The organism is Agrobacterium sp. ST15.13.013 (assembly GCF_027956525.1).
GTDB lineage: Bacteria > Pseudomonadota > Alphaproteobacteria > Rhizobiales > Rhizobiaceae > Agrobacterium > Agrobacterium salinitolerans.
Map to the genome: position 1 here is coordinate 173,269 of NZ_JAQKGP010000008.1, position 22,517 is coordinate 195,785.

The window sequence follows — 22,517 nt, forward strand, 5'->3', positions numbered from 1 at the left end:
TCGCTCCCAGGAGGTAAGTATGTGTAATCAGCAATGTAGACGATCGGTCTAGTTATGAGTGGTCAATCTGCGACGCGCACGCGTCTCATTTCGGAGGGAATGCGCCAGCTGCTCGCTCATGGCTATGAGGGGGTGGGAATCGGTCCGGTTCTGAAGGAAGTGAATGTCCCAAAAGGGTCATTCTATTACTTCTTTGCGAGCAAGGACGACTTCGTGGTGGCGGTTATCGAAGCCTATGAGCAGAAATATGCGCGGATCAGGGAAAGACTTTTTTCTGATACCTCTCTGCGCGCTTTGCAGCGCCTATCGGTATATTTTGAAACGCTCGAACTGGAGCTTAAGCAAGACGGGCCTTATGCAGGCTGCCTTTACGGGGTCATTGCGCAAACTGCTGCGGGTCGCAGCACTCTGGTTCGGGACGCGCTTGTCACTTCATTTCGGCGATGGGAGACGAGTATGCGCGAACTGCTCATGCAAGCCCAATATGAAGGCGACATCGCCGGCGATGAGGACATCTCGGATCTATGCGCATGCATCATCGAGGCGTATGAGGGCGCACTCATTCGCGTGAAAGCCACGGGCGATATTGGCGCTCTCACGCGGTTTCGCACCAGGGGGTTGAAAAGGCTGATGGCGCAGATCCAGTGCGATGACCGCTTGTTGTCCGGCAGGGACGCCTGATTGACCGCGCTCAGGGTGGCGCCGAAGTCCAGGGTTAAAGTTCTGCCTTTGCGACCTCTCGTTTCGAGAGGTTAAACCGATCACGCTTGACGGCTGGAAGGGCAATGCTTATCCTTTTTATTACGTGAACGTAAAGGTAATAAATCAATCATCAGGTTGTCTGACAATTGACTGGCTTGCGACATGTTTTGCCGCTATAGAAGCTCGACAAAGGCGTCCTGCTTTGCGAAGACAGGCGCTGGCGAGTGCGGTGTCGCGGATGGCTTTTTGACCGGCGCAGTCGATGCGCCAGGAATGCCGATAAGCGGATATAACAACAGCCGGATGGGACCGGCGATGCGGAGAGGATGGACATGACGGAAGCGATGGAACTGCCGGAACGCGAAGCGATGGAATTCGACGTTGTGATCGTTGGCGCTGGTCCTGCGGGCCTTGCCGCGGCGATCCGGCTGAAGCAGGTAGAGCCGGAGCTTTCGGTTGTCGTTCTCGAAAAGGGTGCCGAAGTCGGCGCGCATATTCTTTCCGGTGCCGTGGTCGATCCCATTGGCATCGACAGGCTGCTGCCGGGCTGGCGCGAAGAGGAGGGGCATCCCTTCAAGACCGAAGTCAAGGATGACCAGTTCCTGTTTCTCGGACCGGCCGGCTCCATCCGCTTGCCGAATTTCATGATGCCGCCTTTGATGAACAATCACGGCAATTACATCGTCTCGCTTGGGCTGGTCTGTCGCTGGTTGGCGGAAAAGGCGGAAGGACTCGGCGTCGAGATCTATCCGGGCTTTGCCGCAACCGAAGTGCTTTATAATGAGCAGGGCGCCGTCATCGGCGTCGCCACCGGCGATATGGGCATCGAGAAGAATGGCGAGCCGGGTCCGAACTTCACCCGCGGCATGGAGCTGCATGGCAAATATGTGCTGATCGGCGAAGGTGTGCGCGGTTCGCTCGCCAAGCAGCTGATTTCCAAATTCGACTTGTCCAGAGATCGCGAGCCGCAGAAATTCGGCATTGGCATCAAGGAACTCTGGCAGGTCAAGCCGGAGAAGCACAAACAGGGCCTCGTGCAGCATTCTTTCGGCTGGCCGCTGGGTTTCAAGACCGGCGGCGGTTCGTTCCTTTATCATCTGGAAGACAACCTCGTTGCCGTCGGCTTCGTGGTGCATCTCAATTACAAGAACCCCTATCTTTATCCTTTCGAGGAATTTCAGCGCTTCAAGACGCATCCGACCATCCGCGAGACCTTCGAGGGCGGCAAGCGCATCTCCTATGGTGCGCGCGCCATCACCGAGGGCGGCTATCAGTCGGTGCCGAAGCTCACTTTCCCGGGCGGTGCGCTGATCGGCTGTTCCGCCGGGTTCGTCAACGTGCCGCGCATCAAGGGCAGCCATAATGCGGTGCTGTCGGGCATGCTGGCGGCGGAAAAGATCGCCGCGGCCCTTTCCGCCGGCCGCGCCCATGACGAGGTTTCCGAGATCGAGGCCGAATGGCGTGAAGGCGATATCGGCAAGGACCTTAAGCGGGTCAGGAACGTCAAGCCACTCTGGTCGAAATTCGGCACGCTTGTCGGCGTCGGCCTTGGCGGGCTGGACATGTGGACCAACCAGCTGTTCGGTTTCTCCTTCTTCGGCACGCTGAAGCACGGCAAGACGGACGCGCAGAGCCTCGAACCGGCCTCGAAGCACAAGAAGATCGATTATCCAAGGCCTGACGGCGTGCTCACCTTCGACCGCCTGTCCTCGGTGTTCCTCTCCTCCACCAACCACGAGGAAGACCAGCCGGTGCATCTTCAGGTGAAGGACATGGAGCTGCAGAAGCGCTCCGAGCATGACGTCTTTGCCGGTCCCTCGACCCGTTATTGCCCCGCCGGCGTTTATGAATGGGTGGAGAAGGACGGTGAGGAGGTCTACGTCATCAACGCCCAAAACTGCGTTCACTGCAAGACCTGCGATATCAAGGATCCCAACCAGAACATCAACTGGGTGCCGCCGCAGGGCGGCGAGGGGCCGGTCTACGCCAATATGTGATGGCGCAGCTTAAACTCTCTCTCGTCATGCTCGGGCTCGTCCCGAGCATCTGCAACGGATTGATTTGACGAGACGTGGATGGATCCTCGGGACAGGCCCGAGGATGACGTCGAGCGTGTTGGGACCGGTTGCGAGGTCGGGTCCCGTCCGGCATGATCGGCGTCTACGGCCCGCTCCCCCTCAGTATTTGTGGATTGCCCTTCGATTTCTTACATATAGGATGTTGGGGTGTTGTAGCATCGCGTCGCCCGTGGATTGCGGGCGGTGAATGCGGTAACGCTTTGAATGTGCATATGGTCCTTGGGCTGGCTCAGGAGCTGTTGCGTTTGCGCCGTCGCCCGACGACAGGGAGTGAAAGAATGTCCGGCTTTCAAAGGCTGAATATCGTGCGGAAGACAGGGTTCGGCGCCGGTTTGGCGACGCTTGCGATGATTGCCGTTTCTTTCAGCGGCGGTCCGCTGGTGGCCGCAAGCTGCCGCACCGACGCCATGGCCGGCATCGACTGGCGCGAATGCAACAAGCGTCTGTTGATGCTGGGCGACAGCAATCTCGATTCGGCAATGCTCTACGGCACGGATTTCACCTATACCGACCTGCGCGGCTCGTCGCTCAAGGGCGCCAATCTCGAAAAGGCGAAGCTTATTCGCACGGCCCTCGGCGGTGCGAACCTGCAGGGCGCCAATCTGACCAAGGTGGAAGCCTATCGTAGCGATTTTTCCGCCGCCGACGCCACCAATGCCAAATTCATCAATGCTGAAATGCAGCGAACCAAATTCGAAAAAGCCAAGCTGGACGGCACGGACTTCACCAAGGCCGAACTTGGCCGGGCCGATTTCGAGGGCGCCTCGCTGAAGGGCTCGAAATTCTCGCTGACCAACCTGTCACGGGCCCGTTTCGGCGGCGCCAAGCTCGGCGGCCCGGTGGATTTCACCAGCGCCTTCCTGCTGCTGACTCGGATTGAAGGGGTCGATCTTTCCATGGCCACCGGCCTTGATCAGAAGCAGATCGACATTGCCTGCGGTGACGCCAAGACCAAATTGCCGAACGGTCTGACTGCGCCGGCCTCCTGGCCGTGCCCGGAAGAGCCAGACGACGACGATTGACAGGAAAAGCCGCGGGACCTCGATATATCACTATAAGCGGAAGAGAAGCGCCCGCAATGCGGACGCTTCATTGGTCGTCAGAAGCCGGAAAGCACGATCTTGCCCTTGGCCTTGTTGCTCTCGACTAGCGCATGCGCCTTGATGAGATTTGCGGCATTGATGGTGCCGAAAACCTCGGTCAGCGTCGTCTTGATCTTGCCGGCATCGACAAGCCCGGCCACATGGTTCAGCAGTCTGTGCTGTTCGATCATGTCAGGCGTCTGGAAGACGGCGCGGGCAAACATCATTTCCCAATGGATGGACACGCATTTACGCTTGAAGGCCATGACGTCGAAACCGCCGGCCGGATCGTCGATCAGCGCGAAACGGCCCTGCGGCGCGATGGTCGCCACGCTGTCGGCGGCATGAATGTCGCTATGGGTGGTGGAGAAGACGAAGCCCGGCGCACCTAGCCCGAGCGCCTCCACCTGCGGGGCAATCGGCTTGCTGTGATCGACGACATGATGCGCGCCGAGTTCCTTCGCCCACTCCATGGTTTCCGGCCGCGATGCCGTGGCGATGACAGTGAGATCCGTCAGTGCACGCAGAAGCTGGATGGCAATAGAACCGACGCCGCCGGCGCCGCCGATCACCAGAATGGCATTGGCAGCACCCGGAACCGGCTCCTTCACCCGCAGCCGGTCGAACAGCGTCTCGTAAGCGGTGATCGCTGTCAGCGGCAGGGCGGCGGCTTCTTCGAAATTCAATGATTTCGGCTTTGCGCCGACGATGCGTTCATCGACCAGATGGAATTCGCTGTTGGAGCCCGGACGGTTGATGACGCCGGCGTAAAACACCTCGTCGCCCGGCTTGAACAGCGAGACCTTGTCACCGACGGCTTTCACCACACCCGCCGCATCGAAGCCGAGCACGCGCGGTTCACCGTTTTCCGGCGACTGGTTGCGGCGCACTTTGGTATCGACAGGGTTTACCGAAACGGCCTTCACCTCCACCAGAATATCATGTCCCTTCGCTTCCGGCTGGGGCAGGTCGATATCGACGAGGGCGTCTTTCGCCGTGATGGGCTGGTTCGTCCTGTAACCGATGGCGCGCATGAACAGTCTCCTTTGCTTGTTTGCGTGCCTCTTACTTGATACATATGAACATCGATCGCAAGAATGCACATTTTGTGATGATACATACAAAAAGGATACTGTGATGTCGCGACCGCGCGCCAAGCTCACCGGCAACTTTCCCGGCTGCCCGGTGGAATCGACCTTGAGTTTTCTCGATGGCAAATGGAAAGGCGTGATCCTCTATCACCTCATCAATGAGGGCACCCTGCGCTTCAACGAGCTGCGCCGCCATATTCCCAGCGTCACCCAGCGCATGCTCACCAAACAGCTGCGCGAGCTGGAAGAGGCCGGCCTGATTTCCCGCACCGTTTTTCCGGTGGTGCCGCCGCGTGTGGACTATGCGCTGACGCCGCTTGGCGAGACCATGAGGCCGGTGATCTCGGCCCTGAAAAGCTGGGGCGATGCCCATATCGTCTGCAAGAACGGCGCGAAATATACCCGTCTTCCCGAGATGAAGGAAAAGGCCGCCTGAAAAATCACGGGTAAAAGCGCACCCCGCCGCGCGCCTTTTTTATGGTGCGATGCAACATGTATTTGCCCTGATTGATGCATAATGCTGCGATCTCGATTCGCAGCAGGGACATCAGGACACATGAGTATCGGTTGGTTGGAGGCCGCATTTCTCGGCCTTTTGCAAGGGCTTACGGAATTTCTTCCGATTTCTTCAAGCGCGCATCTACGCATCGCCGGGGAGTTCCTGCCCTCCGGCGCGGATCCGGGAGCCGCCTTCACCGCGATTACACAGATCGGCACGGAAATGGCGGTGCTGGTCTATTTCTGGTCCGATATCATGCGGATCGCTGCCGCCTGGCTCAGGCAAAATCTTCGCCTTGGGCCATATGACAAGGCTGATGCCCGGCTCGGCTGGTTGATTATCGTCGGCTCGGTGCCGATCGTGTTTCTGGGGCTGTTCTTTAAGGACGCGATCGAACATTCGCTGCGCAACCTTTACATCACCGCCGTGATGCTGATCGTCTTCGGCATTGTCCTTGGCCTCGCCGACAGGATCGGCAAAAAGCGCTACAAACTGAACCAGCTGATCTGGCGCGACGGCATTCTCTTCGGTTTCGCGCAGGCCATGGCGCTCATTCCCGGCGTCTCGCGCTCGGGCGGCACCATCAGTGCCGGCCTGCTTTTAGGCTATACCCGCGAGGCGGCGGCCCGCTATTCCTTCCTGCTCGCCGTTCCCGCCGTCTTCGGCTCCGGCTTTTACCAGCTTTTCAAAAGCATCGGCGAGGACAATCCGGTCGGCTGGGGTCCGACGGGGCTGGCGACATTGATCGCCTTCGTGGTCGGTTATGCCGTGATCGTCGTCTTCCTCAAGCTGGTCTCCACCAGGAGCTACATGCCCTTCGTCTGGTACCGCGTGGTCATAGGCTTTGTTCTGCTTGGACTGTTGGCAACGGGCGTCATCAATGCCGGCGGTTGATCAGTGCTGACGCGTGCGTATACCCAAATGAGTAGGCCCGCTCCTCCGAGCGGGCCTTTCGTCTTTTAGAGCAACGTGCCGCTGAGGATCACCAGCGCTACCGAGAAGTAGATGACGAGGCCGCTGACATCCACCAGTGTCGCGACAAAGGGGGCGGACGCGCTGGCGGGGTCGAGCCGCAGGCGTTGCAGCACGAAGGGCAGCATCGAGCCGGCCAGCGAGCCGAAGGTCACGATGCCGACGAGGGCTGCGAAAACGGTGGCGCCGACCAGCAGCCAGTGCTCGCCATAATCGTAAAACCCGGCCTGCTGCCAGAGGCTCAGGCGCAGGAAGCCGATGGCGCCCAGAATGCAGCCGAGCGTCAGGCCCGTCGGGATTTCCCGGAGCAGCACCCGCCACCAGTCAGAAAGCTTCAACTCGCCGAGCGCCAGCGCCCGGATGATGAGCGATGTGGCCTGCGAACCGGAGTTGCCGCCCGAGGACATGATCAGCGGAATGAACAGCGTCAGCACCACGGCCTTTTCCAGCTCGCCTTCGAAATGCTGCATAGCGCTGGCCGTCAGCATTTCACCAAGGAACAGGGCTGCGAGCCAGCCGGCGCGCTTGCGGATCATGTCCGGAAAGCCGATCGTCATATAGGGCTTGCCCAGCGCTTCCATGCCGCCGAACTTGTGGGCGTCTTCCGTCGTGTCGGCGATCATGGTGTCGATCACGTCATCGACGGTGACGATGCCGAGGATGTGCGAGCGGTCATCGACGACGGGCAGCGCCAGCAGGTCGTGCTTGCGGATCAGCCGGGCGACATCCTCCTGCGACATTAGCGGGCTTGCATAGGCAATACCTTCTTTCGACGCGACGGAAAGGATGGAAGCGCCGGCTTGGCCGGTCAGCAGGCGGCGCAGCGTCACGACGGTGGAGAGCGTTCCGTCCTCAGCCAACACATAGATGGCATAGACCGTTTCACGCGAGCGCTCGACGACGCGGATGTGCGAAAGGGTCTGTTCCACCGTCCAATTGTCCGGCACGCTGACGAATTCCGTGGTCATGATCGAGCCGGCGGTACGCGGCGGATAACCCATCAGGTGCTGGATGGAGAGGGCCGTCGTGCGGTCCAGCCGGGAAAACAGCTTTGCCCGCGGCTCTTCGGCCATTTCCGCCATAACGTCGGCCACACGGTCGTCGGACATCAGGTTGACGAGGCGGGCGGCCTGTTCGACCGGAAGATCGGCGATGATGGCGGCGGCGCCATGCAGTTCCGGCCGGTCGAGAATGGCGACGGCCTTTGCCTGCGGCATGGCGAGGATGGCGGTTACGGCCTCGGCGACATCCAGCGTATTGAGGTGCTCGACGCGTTCGGCAATGGTGGTGGAGCCGGAGTTTCCGCTACGAAGAAGACGTGCGGCCTTGCTGGCCCTCTGGGAGAGGTTGTGGAAGTTCATGATTGCTCACCTTTCCGTCGATTCGCCGATCACGGCGAACGCGGTGGTGAGCCGACAGCGGTCGGATCAGTTCACGTTCGCCGGTCTCGGCAAAGGCAATCGACTGCTACTGTCGCTAGACATCCAATGATGCTCCGTTGAAATCCGCCCAGTGCCTGATCGGCATGCGCGTAAGGCCGTGTTGCGCCTGAAACCGAAAAGAGTCAAGCGCTTGATTGTGAAATTTCCGCAAGGGTCCGTACCGCGGCAGGAGGCGGTGGTGCTGGCTGTTAAAAAGGCGACCTCAAGCCGCCTTTTCACGCCGCTCGACAGTGACCGAAACAAGGAAAACGCCAAGCCCGAGCAGGGAAAGAACCGCGCCCACATAACCGGTGGAGGCGTAGCCGAAACCCATGGCGATGACGAGGCCGCCGAGCCAGGCGCCGAGCGCATTGGCGATGTTGAAGGCGGAGTGGTTGGAGGCGGCGGCCAGCGTCTGCGCATCCTGCGCCACATCCATCAGCCGCGTCTGCACGGCCGGACAGGCGGCGAAACCGCAGCCGATCAGGAAGACGCAGAGGCAGAGCATGAAAGGATTGTCCGCCGTCATGCCGAACACCGTCATGACAAGCACGTTGAAGGCAAGCATGCCGCCAATCGTGCCGTTGAGCGAGATATCGGCCAGCCGCGAGCCGACCACATTGCCGACATTCATGCCGATGCCGAACAGCGCCAGCACCATGGAGACGGTGGAAACCGGCATCATCGCCACATCGGTGGTGGTCTTGGCGATATAGCTGAACACCGAGAACATGCCGCCGAAGCCGACGGCGGCGATGGCGAGCGTCAGCCACACCTGCACACGGCGGAAAGCGCCGAGTTCGCGCCAGACGCTGGCGCCTTCCTCCACCCGATCACGCGGCTGGAAGAACCAGAGCAGCGCCACCGTCAGAAGTGCGATGCCGCCGACCAGCATGAAGGCCGCACGCCAGGAAAGCAGCTGGCCGAAGAAAGTGGCGAGCGGCGTGCCGAGCAGGGTGGCGATGGTGAGACCGAGCATGACGCGGCCAACGGCGCGGGCGCGCTTGTGGATCGGTGCCATGGAGGCCGCCACCAATGCCGCAACCCCGAAATAAGCGCCGTGCGGCAGGCCGGTGATGAAGCGCAGAACGGTGAAGCTCAGGAAATCCGGTGCTACGGCGCTCAAGATATTGCCGGCCGCAAAAAGCCCCATCAGGCCGAGAAGCAGGGTGCGGCGCGTCATGCGCGCAGCGAGAACCGCGATGATCGGCGCGCCGATGACGACGCCGAGCGCATAGGCCGTGATGACATAACCCGCCTGCGGAACGGTGACGCCATAGGTGGCGGCGACGTCGGGAAGCAGGCCCATGATGGCGAATTCGCCGGTGCCGATGCCAAAGCCGCCGGCGGCAAGCGCCAGTTCGATGAGCGCGATGGCAAGCGGGGAGAGGGCCACGGCCGGGGCGGCCGTGTAAACGGCTTCATTCTCCGCGCCAAGGCGGGCTTCAGAGAAATTCGAGTGGCTCATCGTGACCTGAAAAGCGGGAAGGGCCCACAGAAAAAAGGGCAAGACCGTATGGGAGCGGTCTGCCCTGACTGGAGATGCGCGGTCATGAAAATGACCTTAAGTGATCCCTAACATGAAATGATGCGTTGCGGTAGAGCGATTCTCGGCAAAAGAGCATCTTCACGCGATGGTGTTCGGAACCCTATATAAGGTCAGGCATTTACGCGCGGCTGCCTTGTTGGATCGGGTTGGAAACATGAAGCTCATTGCAATTTTCAATCGTGACGGTGGCACGTTTCGCACCACAGGCATGGAGGCCTATTGCGACCATGCCCGCGAGGTTTTCAGCCGCGCCGGCCACGCCATCGAGTGCCGCCTGGTCTCCGGAAAGGATATCGTCGAGGAAATGGAGCGCGCCGCCGATGAGCCGGGCATTGAAGGCATCATCGCCGGCGGCGGTGACGGCACGATTTCCGCAGCGGCGGCCATCGCCTGGAAACACGGCATCGCGCTCGGTATCGTGCCGGCCGGCACTATGAACCTCTTTGCCCGCTCTTTGAAGCTGCCGCTCGATATTCGCCAGGTGCTGGAGACGTTGGCGCATGGCGAAGTTGCCAGTGTGGATATCGCCAGCGCCAATGGCCGCCTCTTCGTTCACCAGTTTTCGGCTGGCCTGCATTCGCGCATGGTGCGCTACCGCAACAATCTCGCTTTTGCCTCCCGTCTCGGCAAGATCAAGGCAAGCATCCGCGCCGCCATCAGCGTTATCCTCAATCCGCCGGTGTTCGAGGTGGAATATACCGTGAATGGTGAAACCCAGTACCGTAAAGTCTCGGCCATCTCCGTCTCCAACAACGAGTTCGGCCAGAACTCGCTCCTGGTGGCGGACAATGTTTCCGGCGGCCATCTCGGCTTTTACCTCACCGATCCGCTACGCCCTTCGGGCGTTGCAAAACTCGCCTTTGACATTTTGCGCGGCAAGCTCAAGGAGAACGACGCCGTGACGGCCATGACCTCGACTGATGTGGAGCTTCATTTTCCGAAGAAACGCCACGACGTGCGATGCGTGATCGATGGCGAATTGTTGCCGATGGAACGGGATGTGGCTCTCAAAGTTCATGCGGGCGAATTGAGGGTTCTGGTGGGGCGGTCGTTTTTCGCATAGCGCAACCGACTGTGAATCGAGCGATCACCGCTTGTCCAAGCCGCCTCTCTAAAAAAACGCCAGCCTTGCCAAATCGAAGCCGCCCGGCCATGTTCGGCGGGCGTGACGGCGTGAGCGCCGTTGCCTTTATGGGAGTGCAATCTGTCATGAGTGAAATCTCCAAGCCGATGTCCAATCTTGCCGCCATCGATGCCGCCCATCACCTCCACCCTTTTTCCGACATGGGCAAGCTCAACGCCGCCGGCACCCGCATCATCGAGCGCGCCGAAGGGGTCTTCATCTATGACAGCACCGGCAAAAAATATCTCGACGCCTTTGCCGGCCTCTGGTGCGTGAATATCGGTTACGGACGCCGCGAGATCGCCGATGTCGTACAGCGGCAGATGAATGAACTGCCCTACTACAACGCGTTTTTCGGCACCACCACGCCGCCCGCCACACTTCTGGCGCAGAAGATTGCTTCGCGCGCCGGACCGAAAATGAACCATGTGTTCTTTACCAATTCCGGTTCGGAAGCCACCGATACCTGGTTTCGCATGGCGCGGGTTTACTGGAAGGCGCTCGGCCATCCGACGAAGACCAGGGTAATCGCGAGACGCAACGGCTATCACGGCTCGACCGTGGCAGGCGCTTCGCTCGGCGGCATGAAATGGATGCACGAGCAAGGCGATCTGCCGATCGAGGGCGTGGCCCATATCGGTCAGCCCTATTGGTATGTCGAGGGCGGCGATCTTTCGCCGGCCGAATTCGGGCTGAAGGCGGCGCGCGAACTGGAGGCGAAGATCGATGAACTCGGCGAGGAAAATGTCGCCGCTTTCGTGGCCGAACCCATTCAGGGCGCCGGCGGCGTCATCGTGCCGCCGGAAACCTACTGGCCGGAAATCGCCCGCATCTGCAAGGCGCGCAACATTCTTCTCGTCTCCGACGAGGTGATCTGCGGTTTCGGCCGTCTCGGTTCCTGGTTCGGTTACCAGCATTTCGGTGTGGAGCCGGATTTTGCTCCCGTCGCCAAGGGCCTGTCTTCCGGTTACCTGCCGATTGGCGGCGTCATCGTCTCGGATCGGGTGGCGGAGGTGATGCTTTCCGAGGTCGGTGACTTCAATCACGGTTTCACCTATTCCGGCCATCCCGTCTGCGCCGCCGCCGCCCTGGAAAACCTCCGCATCATTGAGGAGGAAGGACTGGTGGAGCGGGTGCGCGACGATATCGGCCCTTATTTCTCCGAAGGCTGGAAAAGCCTGACGGATCACGAACTGGTGGGCGAGGCGGTGAATGTCGGCCTGATGGGCGGCCTGCAGATAACGGCCGACAAGGCGACGCGCCGGCGTTTCGCCAAGCCGGACGATATCGGAACCGCGGTGCGCAACCATTGCCTGGCCAACGGCTTGGTCATGCGCGCCACCGGCGACCGCATGCTGGCCTCACCGGCACTGACGATCAGCCGCTCGGAAGTGGATGAGATCATAGAAACGCTGCGCAAAGGGCTCGACCACCTGCGCGATACGAGGGAGCATTTCCAGTAAAAGGGCGTAGCGGTTTTACGTCCGGAAAATGCGACGAAAAACTCTTAGGGAGGACTAACATGGCAGGACAGGAACATCATTACGCCGTTCAGGTGAAATGGACGGGCAATCGCGGCAAGGGAACGTCGGGCTATCGCGACTATGAACGCGACTATACGATTTCCACTTCGGGAAAAGCTGACATCGCCGGCTCATCCGACCCCGCCTTTCGTGGCGATCCCTCCCGCTGGAACCCGGAAGACCTGCTCGTCGCCTCGCTCTCGGCGTGCCACAAGCTCTGGTACCTGCATTTCTGCTCCGTCAACGGCATCATCGTCGAAGACTATGTCGACAATGCCGAAGGCACGCTTGTCATGGAAAAGGATGGCGCGGGGCAGTTCAGCGAAGTGGTGCTGAAACCGGTCATCACTATTTCGAAGGGTGATCCCGCCCGGGCGGATGAGCTGCACCATGATGCGCATGACAAATGCTTCATCGCGCGCTCGGTGAATTTTCCCATCCGCGTGGAGGGGACGGTGAAGATGGTTTGAGGCTCACGCCAGTCGCAGACCGAGATGATCGGCCATCGGCTGAAAGTCTCGGTCATTTTGCAACAGCTTGTGCCCGTGCTCGATACAGTAGGTACCGATAATGAGGTCGTTGCTTTTTCTGATCGTATAGCCGCGCTCCCGCAGGAAGCGGTAATTGGCGGCGGCCTTGATGGCGAGCTGGGGCGACATCATCGCGACGCAGGGAAATTCGCCCAGCATCTGCTCAAGTCGGCGCGCATGATGACCGTCACGCGCGCCTCTAAGCACCTCAAGAAGAATGATGTCGCCGATCAGAATTTCGCCCTGCGCCATTAAGGCGCGAAACTTGGCGGAGAGGGTAGGCGCGTCTTTTCGAATGAACGAAATCCACGCAGAGGTATCTGCGACGATCATTTTACGTTCTTCACGTCCCAATCCGTATCGGCATCCCAATCCGTCCGCATTTCATCCAGATTGCCTTCCCAGCCCATGCCTTCCAATGCATCGAGGGCGCGCATCTGGCGATGAATGCGCACGAGATCGCGCAACGCCTTTTCCACGGTCGCCTTCTTGGTAGACAGACCAGTGATTTCCATCGCTTCGGCAAGCAAGGCGTCATCGAGTTCAATGTTGGTACGCATCGAGAAATCCTTGGTGTATCGATTTTTGAAATCATACACCAAGGCAGGCTTTCGCGACAGCTGTTTTTACTGGAACGCCGTCTCGTAAAAACTTCTGAGCTTGCGCGAATGCAGCGTTTCCGTTGGCATGGCCGCAAGCTTCTGCACGGCGCGAATGCCGATTTGCAGATGCTGGGCGACCTGCGTGCGGTAGAACTCCGTCGCCATGCCCGGCAGTTTCAGTTCGCCATGCAACGGCTTGTCGGAAACGCAGAGCAGGGTGCCGTAGGGCACGCGGAAGCGGAAACCGTTGGCGGCGATGGTGGCCGATTCCATGTCGAGCGCAATGGCGCGCGACTGCGACAGGCGCTTGACGGGGCCGGCCTGGTCGCGAAGTTCCCAGTTACGGTTATCGATGGTGGCGACGGTGCCGGTGCGCATGATGCGCTTCAGTTCGAAGCCCTCGTAGCCGGTAACTTCTGCCACAGCGCCTTCCAGAGCCAGTTGCACTTCGGCGAGAGCCGGGATGGGCACCCAGACCGGCAGGTCGTCGTCGAGAACATGATCCTCACGCACATAGGCATGGGCCAGAACATAGTCTCCCAGCCGCTGGCTGTTGCGCAGGCCGGCGCAATGGCCGACCATCAGCCAGGCATGCGGGCGCAGCACGGCGATGTGGTCGGTGATCGTCTTGGCGTTGGAAGGGCCAACGCCGATATTGACGAGCGTGATGCCGGCATGACCCTTTTTCTTCAGGTGATAGGCGGGCATTTGCGGCAGCCGCGCCAGTGTCATATCGGTTGTCGGCCTGTCGGAACCGGCAAGCGTGACGATATTGCCCGGCTCCACGAATTCCGTATAACCTTCACCGCCGTCGGCCATCAATTTCCGCGCCCAGGCGGCGAATTCATCGATATAGAACTGGTAGTTGGTGAACAGCACGAAATTCTGGAAATGGCTGGCGCTCGTTGCCGTATAGTGGCTGAGGCGGGCCAGCGAATAATCGATGCGCTGTGCGGTAAAGGGCGCAAGCGGCGCCGGTTCGCCGGGCACCTGATCATATTCACCATTGGCGATGAGATCGTCGGTATTGTTGAGATCGGGCGTATCGAAAAGATCGCGCAGCGGCACGTCGGAGAGCGAAGACGCCGCCGCCGCCTCGACATAGGCGCCTTCGCCGAAGGCGAAATGCAGCGGAATGGGTGTGGCCGATTCCGACACCGTTACCGGAACGCCGTGGTTCTTGATCAGAAGCCCCAGCTGCTCTTTCAGGTAGTGGCGGAAAAGCTCAGGGCGGGTGATCGTCGTCGTATAGACGCCGGGGGCGGTGACATGGCCGTAGGAGAGACGCGAATCGACATGGCCGAAGGTTGCGGTCTCAAGGCTGACCTGCGGGTAGCAGGCGCGGTAACGGCCGGTAATCGGCGCACCCTTGGCGAGTTCGGTAAAGGAGTTGATGAGGAACGCCGTATTGCGTTCATAAAGCGCGGTCAAAGCCGCCACGGCTTCTTTCGGATCCGTGAATGTCTGCGGCGCGAAAGGCTCGGGGCTGATGAAGGTGAGGGGCGGAATCGTTCGTTTTGCTATTGTCATGGCCCATTATAAGAGGCCAATTTCGACAGGCAAGCGACAGAAATACGAAGAAGCTGAAAAGAAACGCGAAAATGCAGTTCGAATAACTGTGGGGGCGGCAGAAATTTCAGCCGAGCGCGCCGCGCTGCAGGCTCATCAGGAGTACGAATCCGGCGCCCTTCGAGGCCGGGCGGGGATCGGCCTTGTAAACCGCAAGTCCGGCCACCGGGCCGAGAAAGATCGAGGCCATCAGCATCAGCCGCAGGGCGGAAAACAGACCGTTGGAGAAGCTTGTCGTCATCATCAAATCCCTTCTTACAGTACGACGGGGCAATTGGCGGCGGGCGCCGGGCTGTGCTGGCAGGCAATTGCCGCACCGGCATTCACCCGCTGGAAACTGCGGTTGGGATTAACGACGAGCGAGGCGAAGGACATGGCGAAGATCGCCATGAGAAACGCGAAGATTGCCAGTCGGCTGATCAGCTTTGTCATGCCCATTCCCCTTTATCGGAGTTGATGGACAGAGTTTTGCCACACTCAGACTGAACGGACCCTGAGGTCCCGGTTCATATGGTGTTCAGGGATGTTAACGGGTGGTGACATGGTGGATTGATGCCACAGTGGCGCTGGAGCACCCGCTTTTCGATCAGGGCAGAGGGGCTTCCGCACGCGCCGCAAGATCGGTCAGCAGGGTCTCGAATGCCTGAGGCTGGGTCACATTGACAACCGGCACACGGTGCTCCTGCGCGGATGCCAGCATGTCCGTGTTTTCCCGCAACGAACGCTCGATGAAGGCGTCGATGATCCGCCGCTTCTCAGCCGCTGCATCTTGATAGCGGGCGTGAGAGCGCATTCTCTCGAGAAGAAAATCATTGCCGGCATGGAGAAAGACACCGGCGACCTCGTCGCCGAGCAGGGGCGAAATCAATTCCGGCCGCAGGGCCGCGCCCTCGAAGATTGCGGGCGTGCCGGTGCCTGACCTGCTGTCGATCATCGTGCGGATCGATGGCCAGATGTTCTGATGATGTATCTTGAGAAACCAGTGGATCGTTTCCGCCGAGAGCTGCGAGTAATATTCCTCCACGGGCACCGGAACGCGCGGCCATGGCCTTCCCGGATGGCGGGCGAGACTGTCGGTCGATATTGCCTCGCAACGCAGCCTATCGCTCAACAGGCCCGCAAGGGTGCTTTTGCCGACATGCGAAGTGCCTGCGATCAGGATTGTCGAAAGGATGGGGCGCATGCGTCGCTCTCGTTGGTGTCGGGCGCAACAATACATCAACGGATATATGGCTTCCATGCGGCCTGCGCCCGCAGGTTCGGGCGAAGTCCTTGGGCGGCGCACTGCACCGTCAGCCGCGGGGTCGCAAGCGGCAGGACAGAAAGCCCACCCGCCGCCTTGTCGATTACAGCCGCGTCCAGGTCTGCGATTTGCACAGAACCTTCAGTACGCAACCCTTCATGCTCAGCGAATTGCCGGAAACGGTGCCGGAGCCGCTATAGGTCTTGTCATTGGCAGGATCGGTGATCTCGCCGGAATAGCTGTTTCCCTTGCCGGAAAGCTTGCCAATCTGTTTTCCGGCATGCTTGCCGGTCTTCAGCGTCACGCAGAAAGCGCCGCCGCAGGGGCCGATCACGGCGGTTTCGCCGCTGGCCGTCTTCCAGTTGCCCTCAATGGCTTCTGCGGCAAAGGCAAGGTTGCTGCCCATCAGCAGGGCAGCGGTCATCATCATCACACGCTTCATGGAAACTCCTCCGTTCACGTCGCGCTGGTCTTTGCCCGTTCATCCTCCGCACGGGCAGGCGGATAGTATTTGACGTTAACGTAAAAGGAAATAGAAATTTGCGTCCATTGCACGGCATTTGCGACGTTTGAAAGCGAAGAAAAGAGGAAAACAGAAAATCGGTGTTTGGATCGTGGTGAACGAAGGGTTTAAATCCAATTCTAAACTTTTCGTAAAATTCGCCGCAAAGTCCTTAATTTCCGCACCTCGTGATATTTAACGAAAACCCAATTTTACCAATCGTTTGCAGTTTGTTTGCGGCCCATTAATCATGCCTTTTAAGCGGGTGTTGAAGGCCCGGTGGCATAGTGAACTCATCAAAAGCGCAGGGAAAACCTGCCGGACGGAAGGGCAAAAAAGCCGCAAAAGACGGCGGGTCCGGACGATAGCCTCGGCAAGAAGGCAATGATGAAACAGGCGAGAGCATTCCAGCAAAAGTGCGAAGCGGTTTTGCGTCGGGAAATGCGAAAAAACAAAGAGACAGAGCGCTTCGCTTTTTGACGAAAAGCGGAAAGCTCTGAACGACAGGGATAAAAACGATGGCACGCTTTGAAATCCGCGATATCGAAATGGCTGCCGGTGGCGAAACCCGCGCCGACACTCTTTGCAATCTCGGCCTGGTCTATGCGACCGGCCGGGGCTGCAAGGTGGACCTGATCGCAGCCCATAAATGGCTCAACATCGCCGCGATCCGCGGATCGGAAAGAGCCGCTTCGCTGCGCGCCGATCTCGCCCGCAACATGACGAAATCGGAACTGGCCGAAGCGCTGCGCGCTGCCCGCGACTGGATGACGATGCACTGATTGACCCACGCCATCATTGAGATTTCCGGTCCGGTTCCCTCCAGTCCCGATGACCGGCGCAAAGGAAAGTAAACCCGAAGGGGAACGCGGCGAGGGCTTTGAAAACAAGCTTTTGCGCTGACACATCAAACCGCGACCGGCAGGAACAAGGCCGGCGCGGTTTTCTTATGTTTTGCGATGTCCGTTGCCGGAAAATGATTCGCGGGCAGGAGCTTGCGGGAGGTTGTTGGTTCGATGCGTGCAATGCGAAGTATCGGATTATAGGCGCGCCTCGCCTGAAACCCTCATCCCTGTTCCGGGGAACAGGGATGAGGGTGGGCTGGGAACTTACCCGATCGTCTTGAGAACCTTCGGCAGCGCTTGCTCGAAAAGATCGAGCTTGTCACCCGGCCCCACGCTCACGCGAATGCAGCGGTTGAGCGGCGCAACGCCCGGCATGCGGATGAAGACGCCATGTTCCATCAGCCCATCGACGATGGCGCGGGCATAAGCCCCGTCGCGATGGCAATCGATGGTGACGAAATTGGTGGCGGAGGGGAGCGGTGATAGGCCGTTATCTCGGGCAATTGCCGAAATGCGCTCACGGGCGTCAGAAATTTTACCAACGACTTCATGCAGATAGGCTTGATCTTTCAGTGCCGCCAAAGCGCCGGCGATCGAAATGCGTGCCATGCCGAAATGGTTGCGGATCTTGTCGAAGGCTTCGACATTGCCGAGCGTGCCGATGGCGTAACCCACGCGCGCACCCGCAAGCCCATAGGCTTTCGAGAAGGTGCGCATGCGCAGGATGTTCGGCTGGCCGATCAGCGCGTCGATGGCCGGCACGGCGCTGGCCGGCGCGGTTTCGCAATAGGCTTCATCCAGAATGAGCAGGCAGGTTTCCGGCAATGCGCGGGCGAAGGCGACGACTTCGCTCGCTTCCCACCAGCTTCCCATCGGATTATCAGGGTTGGCGAAATAAACGAGTGGCGCATTTTCCCGGATGACGAGATCGAGCAGCCCGTCAAGATCTTCGTGATCGTCGACATAGGGCGTGGTTATGAGTTTCCCGCCAAAACCGTTCACATGGTAATTGAAGGTGGGGTAACCGCCGAAAGAGGTGACGACAGGCGTGCCCGGCTCGATGATCAGCCTGGCGATTTCTCCCAGCAATCCATCGACGCCGCCGCCGATGGCAATATTGCCGCGCGAGACGCCATGGTGGATGGCGAGCGCTTCCTTCAGCTCGAAATTTTCCGGATCGCTGTACATCCATGTCTCTGCTGCCGCATCACGCATGGCCACAAGCACGGAAGGGGCAGGGCCGAAGCCGCTTTCGTTTGCGCCGATACGCGCTTCAACCTTCAAGCCGCGGTTCCGCTCGATGGCCTCCGGGCCAACGAAGGGAACGGTGGAGGGTAGCGAGACGGCGAGGGGGGTAAGGCGTGAAAAAGCGGACATTGGCTTCAGAGTTTCCGGTATCTGTGTTTAAAACCCGGCTCACAATAGGTCCAAAAAAACCGGACGCAAGGCGCAGCCGGTTGCGGCATGACTGTTTTGGAACAGAATTTTACGTCCCGGTGAGGGGACGGAAAAGCCATCGGCCTATCGTGCCGGGGTCACGCGTTGGTCTCGAAGCTCAGGCGTCGCACATGGTGCAGGAACTCCGCATCGATCAGCATATTGAAGCCGATCGTCACTTTTTCCTCTTCGCGCCGGATCAGCGTGCAGCCGATCTCATCGCGGATACCGAGAATTTCCAGATAGAAATTGGCCGGCATTTCCAGATCGGGGCTGACATCCAGTTCCGCGCCGTAAAGGGAAATGGTCCGCACCAGGCAGCGCATGGTGTCCTTGGCGCTGAGATGATGCCCGATGAAGGTGATCTTGCCGGGCCGGTCGATCTGAAATTTCTCGTACATCTCGTCCTGGGGGACGTTCAGACGGGGATCCATATGCAAAGCCATGACAACCTCCCGGATTGCCTCTTTTGATGCCGATTTTAACGCCGCTTCCTTGCCAGGGCATGAAGGAAATGAACGCAATTGTCTGTTGTCTGTATCGATCTCAACCAGTCTTCCCATCGGAAGCCGATGTTTCCACTATGGAAATGCGTTCGGTCTCATCCGGTTGCAGTCTGTGCTGATACTGCGTCACGCTTGCACGGGGCTGGTGTTGACTGGGGCCGTACTTGGCGTTACGCCTGAGCCTTGCAATATCGCTTCACGAGGCCCGACAGGACCGGCGCTTCGTGATTCTTCTGGGAGTGGACTGTGACGGGAAGGCTGGTAATCGTCGGGGCGGGGCAGGCCGCTTTCGCGCTGGCGTCGAAGCTTCGGGCGCTGAAGGATGAGCGCCCCATCACCATCGTCGGTTCCGAGGATGCCTATCCTTACCAGCGGCCGCCGCTCTCCAAAAAATACCTCCTCGGCGAGATGAGCTTCGACCGGCTGATGTTCCGGCCGGAGGAATGGTACGCGGAGAACAATGTCGATATGCGGCTTTCCACCTTGGTCGAGGAGATAGACCGCTCAGCCAAAACCCTGCGCATGCAGGACGGCGGCACGCTTTCCTATGACCGGCTGGTGCTGGCGACCGGGGCGGCTCCCCGGCTGCTGCCCGCCAGTATTGGCGGCGATCTGGAAGGCGTCCTGACCGTTCGCGACAAACGCGATGCCGACCGTCTGATGGAGGAGATGAAGCCGGGCCGCAGGCTGCTGGTGATCGGCGGCGGTTATATCGGCCTCGAAGCAGCGGCCGTCGCCCGCAAGCTCGGCCTCGAAGTGACCTTGATCGAAATGGCCGACCGTATTCTCCAGCGCGTGGCGGCGAAGGAAACCGCCGATATCATGCGCGGCATCCACCAGGCTCACGGCGTTTCCATTCGCGAAAAGACCGGCCTTGTGCGCCTTGTCGGCATGGATGGCCGGGTGGCCGCTGCCGAACTCTCCGACGGCTCGACGCTGGATGTGGACTTCGTGATTGTCGGCATCGGCGTAACACCGAATGACCGCCTCGCTCGCGAATCGGGCCTCGACGTCGGCAATGGCATCGTGGTGGACGACCATACCCGCACCTCCGACAGCGCCATTCATGCGGTGGGCGACTGCGCGCTGCTGCCTTGGCGCGGTCAGCATGTGCGTCTCGAATCGGTACAGAACGCAGTCGATCAGGCTGAGGCGGCCGCTGCCGTGCTCACCGGGGCTGCAACCGCCTATGATCCCAAGCCATGGTTCTGGTCGGATCAATATGACGCCAAACTGCAGATCGCCGGCTTCAATCTTGGTTACGACGAGACGATGCTGAGGCAAGGCGCGCGCGAGGGCAGCTGGTCCGTCTGGTATTTTCGCGATGGGCGATTCGTGGCGGTGGATGCCGTCAACGACGCCAAGGCCTATGTCGCGGGCAAGAAACTGCTCGATACCGGCGCGGAGCCGGATCGCGCCATCCTGGCGGATGCTTCCGCCGATCTGAAATTACTGCTTTCCTGAGGACATCATGCCCGCTCCCGAAAACCGTTTCAAAACCGCCATCCATGCCGGCAAGCCGCAGATTGGCCTCTGGCTCGATATGGGCGAGGCCATCACGGCGGAAATCGCCGGCACTGCGGGTTTTGACTGGCTGGTGATTGACGGAGAACACGGGCCGAACGATCTGCGCAGCATCATCGATCAGCTTCGCGCGCTTGCCACATCGCCCGCCGAGCCGGTGGTGCGCGTGCCGGTCGGCGAAAGCTGGATGATAAAGCAGCTTCTGGACGCGGGTGCGCGCACGCTTCTCGTGCCTATGGTCGATTCGGCCGATCAGGCGAAAGATCTGGTCAGTGCCATGCATTATCCGCCGCGCGGCATTCGCGGCATGGGGGCTGCCGTCGCCCGCGCTTCCGCCTTCAACACGATAACCGATTACGCCGACAGCGCCTCGGACGGCGTCTGCCTGCTGGTGCAGGCCGAAACGCGTGCGGCGATCGACGATCTCGACAATATTCTTGCGGTGGAAGGCGTGGACGGCGTCTTCATCGGCCCGGCGGATCTGGCGGCGGATATGGGTTATCTCGGCAGGATAGACGAGCCGGAAGTGCAGACGGTGATCGAGGCAGCCATTGTCAAGATCGTCAAGGCGGGCAAGGCCGCCGGCATTCTCACCTTCAACGAAACCTACAATCGCCGCTATCTCGAACTCGGCGCTTCCTTCGTGGCCGTCGGCGCCGATGTAACGGAATTCGCCAGCACCCTGCGTGCGCTATCGGCCCGTTACAAGGGCGGGGCAGCACCTGCGCCATCGCGGTCGGGATATTGATTCAGTCGTCGTTGCTGGCGTTCAGCTTTTCCGGCGGAATGCCTTCTTCGCCGGAGGCGAGATAACCGCCATTGATAAGGGCGGCGCGAACGATGCGCTGGATGGCTTCATCCCTGTCGATGCCGTGATCCCTCGCAAAATCCGACAAAGCCGTTTCAAGATCGTCGCTGAACCGCATATTCGCCCCCATTCATCCCAATTCAAATCAACACGAAAAGGCAAGGCGGGATTGACCCGCCTTGCCTGAATTTTAAGCCCGTGCGGCCATCAGCGCCAGCGATAAAGGCTTCCGTTCGACGAATTCTGCTGCGTGCTTGTGCCGACCGCATAACCGATTGCAAAACCGAGTGCGCCAACGATCGTCAGCAGGGAGGTTGCCGTGCCGGGATTCTCCTTGACCGCTTCGACGACATGCTGGCCCTGGGCGCGCACATTGTGGGCCGCCTTGCGAACGCGCCCGCGCGCCTCATCCAGAAATTCGGATGCATCTTCGCCCACGCCTTCCGCGCGGGCCGAGACGGATTTGGAGAGGGATGCGATCTGCGAACGCAGCTCCGCAATCTGGTTTTCGATCGTGTCTTCGACAACATTCAGTTTGGTCTGAGCCATTAGAACACCTCTTTTGTTACCGAAGCCAGAACGTGCCGGCCTGCAAGAAGTTCCCGAAAGGCCCGCAAAGTTTCGCAGGAGGATGTTCAGCCAACAGGTTTTTGTGCTTCTTGGCGAAAAAGCCTTGCAATCATTTTTTTTACGCAATAATCAGGCCGCACCGGAGAGGTGGCCGAGTGGTCGAAGGCGCTCCCCTGCTAAGGGAGTATACGTCAAAAGCGTATCGTGGGTTCGAATCCCATCCTCTCCGCCATTTCGGCGCTTGTCCAGACCGGAGACATAGGTAACAGTTTGTACCTAAGACATAGGTGACAATCTCGTGCCGAACGGATTGTCGATTGTTTGCAGCGTTCTCTGTTCCA

Annotated in this window: 25 protein-coding genes and 1 tRNA gene; 12 read left to right on the forward strand and 14 right to left on the reverse strand. The window is 59.6% G+C overall.

Annotation, left to right across the window (positions count from 1 at the left end; all coding sequences use genetic code 11):
- The first annotated feature begins 54 nt into the window (after nucleotides 1–54).
- The 3 genes from PL597_RS10960 (at nucleotide 55) to PL597_RS10970 (ending at nucleotide 3,802) form a co-directional block, all read left to right on the forward strand.
- Entirely contained in the window at nucleotides 55–681 is a 627-nt protein-coding gene (locus tag PL597_RS10960; RefSeq protein WP_271365162.1) for a TetR/AcrR family transcriptional regulator, read from the forward strand.
- Between the two features lie 353 nt (nucleotides 682–1,034).
- On the forward strand, nucleotides 1,035–2,699 hold the full coding sequence (locus tag PL597_RS10965; RefSeq protein ID WP_271365163.1) for an electron transfer flavoprotein-ubiquinone oxidoreductase: 1,665 nt from the start codon (nucleotides 1,035–1,037) through the stop codon (nucleotides 2,697–2,699).
- A 359-nt stretch (nucleotides 2,700–3,058) separates the two neighbouring features.
- The gene (locus PL597_RS10970) at nucleotides 3,059–3,802 is read left to right on the forward strand and encodes a pentapeptide repeat-containing protein (protein WP_271365165.1); all 744 of its coding nucleotides are present in this window, start codon (nucleotides 3,059–3,061) and stop codon (nucleotides 3,800–3,802) included.
- A gap of 77 nt (nucleotides 3,803–3,879) precedes the next feature.
- Here the strand turns inward: PL597_RS10970 and PL597_RS10975 are convergent, their stop codons facing one another.
- Nucleotides 3,880–4,896 (reverse strand): zinc-binding alcohol dehydrogenase family protein, encoded by a 1,017-nt coding sequence (locus tag PL597_RS10975; RefSeq protein ID WP_271365167.1) that lies wholly within the window; start codon nucleotides 4,894–4,896, stop codon nucleotides 3,880–3,882.
- A 103-nt stretch (nucleotides 4,897–4,999) separates the two neighbouring features.
- Between PL597_RS10975 and PL597_RS10980 the strand changes: the two genes are divergently transcribed.
- On the forward strand, nucleotides 5,000–5,389 hold the full coding sequence (locus PL597_RS10980; RefSeq protein ID WP_077982633.1) for a winged helix-turn-helix transcriptional regulator: 390 nt from the start codon (nucleotides 5,000–5,002) through the stop codon (nucleotides 5,387–5,389).
- Between the two features lie 120 nt (nucleotides 5,390–5,509).
- On the forward strand, nucleotides 5,510–6,346 hold the full coding sequence (locus tag PL597_RS10985) for an undecaprenyl-diphosphate phosphatase (RefSeq protein ID WP_269825815.1): 837 nt from the start codon (nucleotides 5,510–5,512) through the stop codon (nucleotides 6,344–6,346).
- Between the two features lie 65 nt (nucleotides 6,347–6,411).
- On the opposite strand, the gene mgtE is transcribed toward PL597_RS10985, so the two are convergent.
- Both mgtE and PL597_RS10995 read right to left on the reverse strand, forming a co-directional pair.
- A complete protein-coding gene (gene mgtE, locus PL597_RS10990) occupies nucleotides 6,412–7,785 on the reverse strand; it encodes a magnesium transporter (protein WP_077982631.1) in 1,374 nt (457 codons plus the stop codon).
- Nucleotides 7,786–8,068: 283 nt separating this feature from the next.
- Nucleotides 8,069–9,313 (reverse strand): MFS transporter, encoded by a 1,245-nt coding sequence (locus PL597_RS10995; RefSeq protein WP_173988503.1) that lies wholly within the window; start codon nucleotides 9,311–9,313, stop codon nucleotides 8,069–8,071.
- Nucleotides 9,314–9,548: 235 nt separating this feature from the next.
- Here PL597_RS10995 and PL597_RS11000 point away from each other — a divergent pair, with 235 nt between their 5' ends.
- The 3 genes from PL597_RS11000 (at nucleotide 9,549) to PL597_RS11010 (ending at nucleotide 12,510) form a co-directional block, all read left to right on the forward strand.
- Entirely contained in the window at nucleotides 9,549–10,457 is a 909-nt protein-coding gene (locus PL597_RS11000; protein WP_142912472.1) for a diacylglycerol/lipid kinase family protein, read from the forward strand.
- 146 nt (nucleotides 10,458–10,603) lie between these two features.
- Nucleotides 10,604–11,980 carry an aspartate aminotransferase family protein gene (locus tag PL597_RS11005; protein ID WP_271365168.1) on the forward strand — a complete coding sequence of 459 codons (1,377 nt, stop codon included), beginning with the start codon at nucleotides 10,604–10,606 and terminating at the stop codon, nucleotides 11,978–11,980.
- A 59-nt stretch (nucleotides 11,981–12,039) separates the two neighbouring features.
- A complete protein-coding gene (locus PL597_RS11010; protein WP_217004456.1) occupies nucleotides 12,040–12,510 on the forward strand; it encodes an OsmC family protein in 471 nt (156 codons plus the stop codon).
- A 3-nt stretch (nucleotides 12,511–12,513) separates the two neighbouring features.
- Here PL597_RS11010 and vapC read toward each other — a convergent pair whose 3' ends face one another.
- From vapC to PL597_RS11045, 7 genes are all read right to left on the reverse strand, one after another.
- Entirely contained in the window at nucleotides 12,514–12,903 is a 390-nt protein-coding gene (gene vapC, locus PL597_RS11015; protein WP_271365170.1) for a type II toxin-antitoxin system VapC family toxin, read from the reverse strand.
- Nucleotides 12,900–13,130: a type II toxin-antitoxin system VapB family antitoxin gene (locus PL597_RS11020; protein WP_142912474.1), complete on the reverse strand. Its 231-nt coding sequence runs from the start codon at nucleotides 13,128–13,130 to the stop codon at nucleotides 12,900–12,902. Before PL597_RS11020 ends, vapC begins: the two co-directional genes overlap by 4 nt.
- A 66-nt stretch (nucleotides 13,131–13,196) precedes the next feature.
- Nucleotides 13,197–14,702: an AMP nucleosidase gene (amn, locus tag PL597_RS11025; RefSeq protein ID WP_077982626.1), complete on the reverse strand. Its 1,506-nt coding sequence runs from the start codon at nucleotides 14,700–14,702 to the stop codon at nucleotides 13,197–13,199.
- A gap of 106 nt (nucleotides 14,703–14,808) precedes the next feature.
- Nucleotides 14,809–14,985, reverse strand: coding sequence for a hypothetical protein (locus tag PL597_RS11030; RefSeq protein WP_162520402.1), 177 nt, complete (start codon nucleotides 14,983–14,985; stop codon nucleotides 14,809–14,811).
- A gap of 11 nt (nucleotides 14,986–14,996) precedes the next feature.
- Nucleotides 14,997–15,179, reverse strand: coding sequence for a hypothetical protein (locus PL597_RS11035; protein WP_162520419.1), 183 nt, complete (start codon nucleotides 15,177–15,179; stop codon nucleotides 14,997–14,999).
- Nucleotides 15,180–15,327: 148 nt separating this feature from the next.
- Complete coding sequence (locus PL597_RS11040; RefSeq protein ID WP_271365171.1) at nucleotides 15,328–15,924, reverse strand: hypothetical protein; 597 nt, start codon at nucleotides 15,922–15,924, stop codon at nucleotides 15,328–15,330.
- 163 nt (nucleotides 15,925–16,087) lie between these two features.
- Nucleotides 16,088–16,426 carry a DUF2147 domain-containing protein gene (locus tag PL597_RS11045; protein WP_077982624.1) on the reverse strand — a complete coding sequence of 113 codons (339 nt, stop codon included), beginning with the start codon at nucleotides 16,424–16,426 and terminating at the stop codon, nucleotides 16,088–16,090.
- A gap of 578 nt (nucleotides 16,427–17,004) precedes the next feature.
- Here PL597_RS11045 and PL597_RS11050 point away from each other — a divergent pair.
- Complete coding sequence (locus PL597_RS11050; protein WP_003524109.1) at nucleotides 17,005–17,268, forward strand: SEL1-like repeat protein; 264 nt, start codon at nucleotides 17,005–17,007, stop codon at nucleotides 17,266–17,268.
- 327 nt (nucleotides 17,269–17,595) lie between these two features.
- On the opposite strand, the gene PL597_RS11055 is transcribed toward PL597_RS11050, so the two are convergent.
- Nucleotides 17,596–18,708, reverse strand: coding sequence for a pyridoxal phosphate-dependent aminotransferase (locus PL597_RS11055; RefSeq protein ID WP_271365172.1), 1,113 nt, complete (start codon nucleotides 18,706–18,708; stop codon nucleotides 17,596–17,598).
- 158 nt (nucleotides 18,709–18,866) lie between these two features.
- Nucleotides 18,867–19,214 carry a hypothetical protein gene (locus PL597_RS11060; RefSeq protein ID WP_269824383.1) on the reverse strand — a complete coding sequence of 116 codons (348 nt, stop codon included), beginning with the start codon at nucleotides 19,212–19,214 and terminating at the stop codon, nucleotides 18,867–18,869.
- Nucleotides 19,215–19,520: 306 nt separating this feature from the next.
- Between PL597_RS11060 and PL597_RS11065 the strand changes: the two genes are divergently transcribed.
- Together PL597_RS11065 and PL597_RS11070 are read left to right on the forward strand one after the other, a co-directional pair.
- A complete protein-coding gene (locus tag PL597_RS11065; RefSeq protein WP_271365173.1) occupies nucleotides 19,521–20,738 on the forward strand; it encodes an NAD(P)/FAD-dependent oxidoreductase in 1,218 nt (405 codons plus the stop codon).
- Between the two features lie 7 nt (nucleotides 20,739–20,745).
- Entirely contained in the window at nucleotides 20,746–21,546 is an 801-nt protein-coding gene (locus PL597_RS11070; RefSeq protein ID WP_077982620.1) for an aldolase/citrate lyase family protein, read from the forward strand.
- Nucleotide 21,547: 1 nt separating this feature from the next.
- Here PL597_RS11070 and PL597_RS11075 read toward each other — a convergent pair whose 3' ends face one another.
- Both PL597_RS11075 and PL597_RS11080 read right to left on the reverse strand, forming a co-directional pair.
- Nucleotides 21,548–21,724, reverse strand: coding sequence for a hypothetical protein (locus tag PL597_RS11075; protein WP_162854288.1), 177 nt, complete (start codon nucleotides 21,722–21,724; stop codon nucleotides 21,548–21,550).
- Between the two features lie 89 nt (nucleotides 21,725–21,813).
- A complete protein-coding gene (locus PL597_RS11080; protein ID WP_077982618.1) occupies nucleotides 21,814–22,155 on the reverse strand; it encodes a hypothetical protein in 342 nt (113 codons plus the stop codon).
- Nucleotides 22,156–22,317: 162 nt separating this feature from the next.
- On the opposite strand from PL597_RS11080, the gene PL597_RS11085 reads away from it, so the two are divergent.
- A tRNA-Ser gene (locus PL597_RS11085) sits at nucleotides 22,318–22,408 on the forward strand.
- Nucleotides 22,409–22,517: the final 109 nt, after the last annotated feature.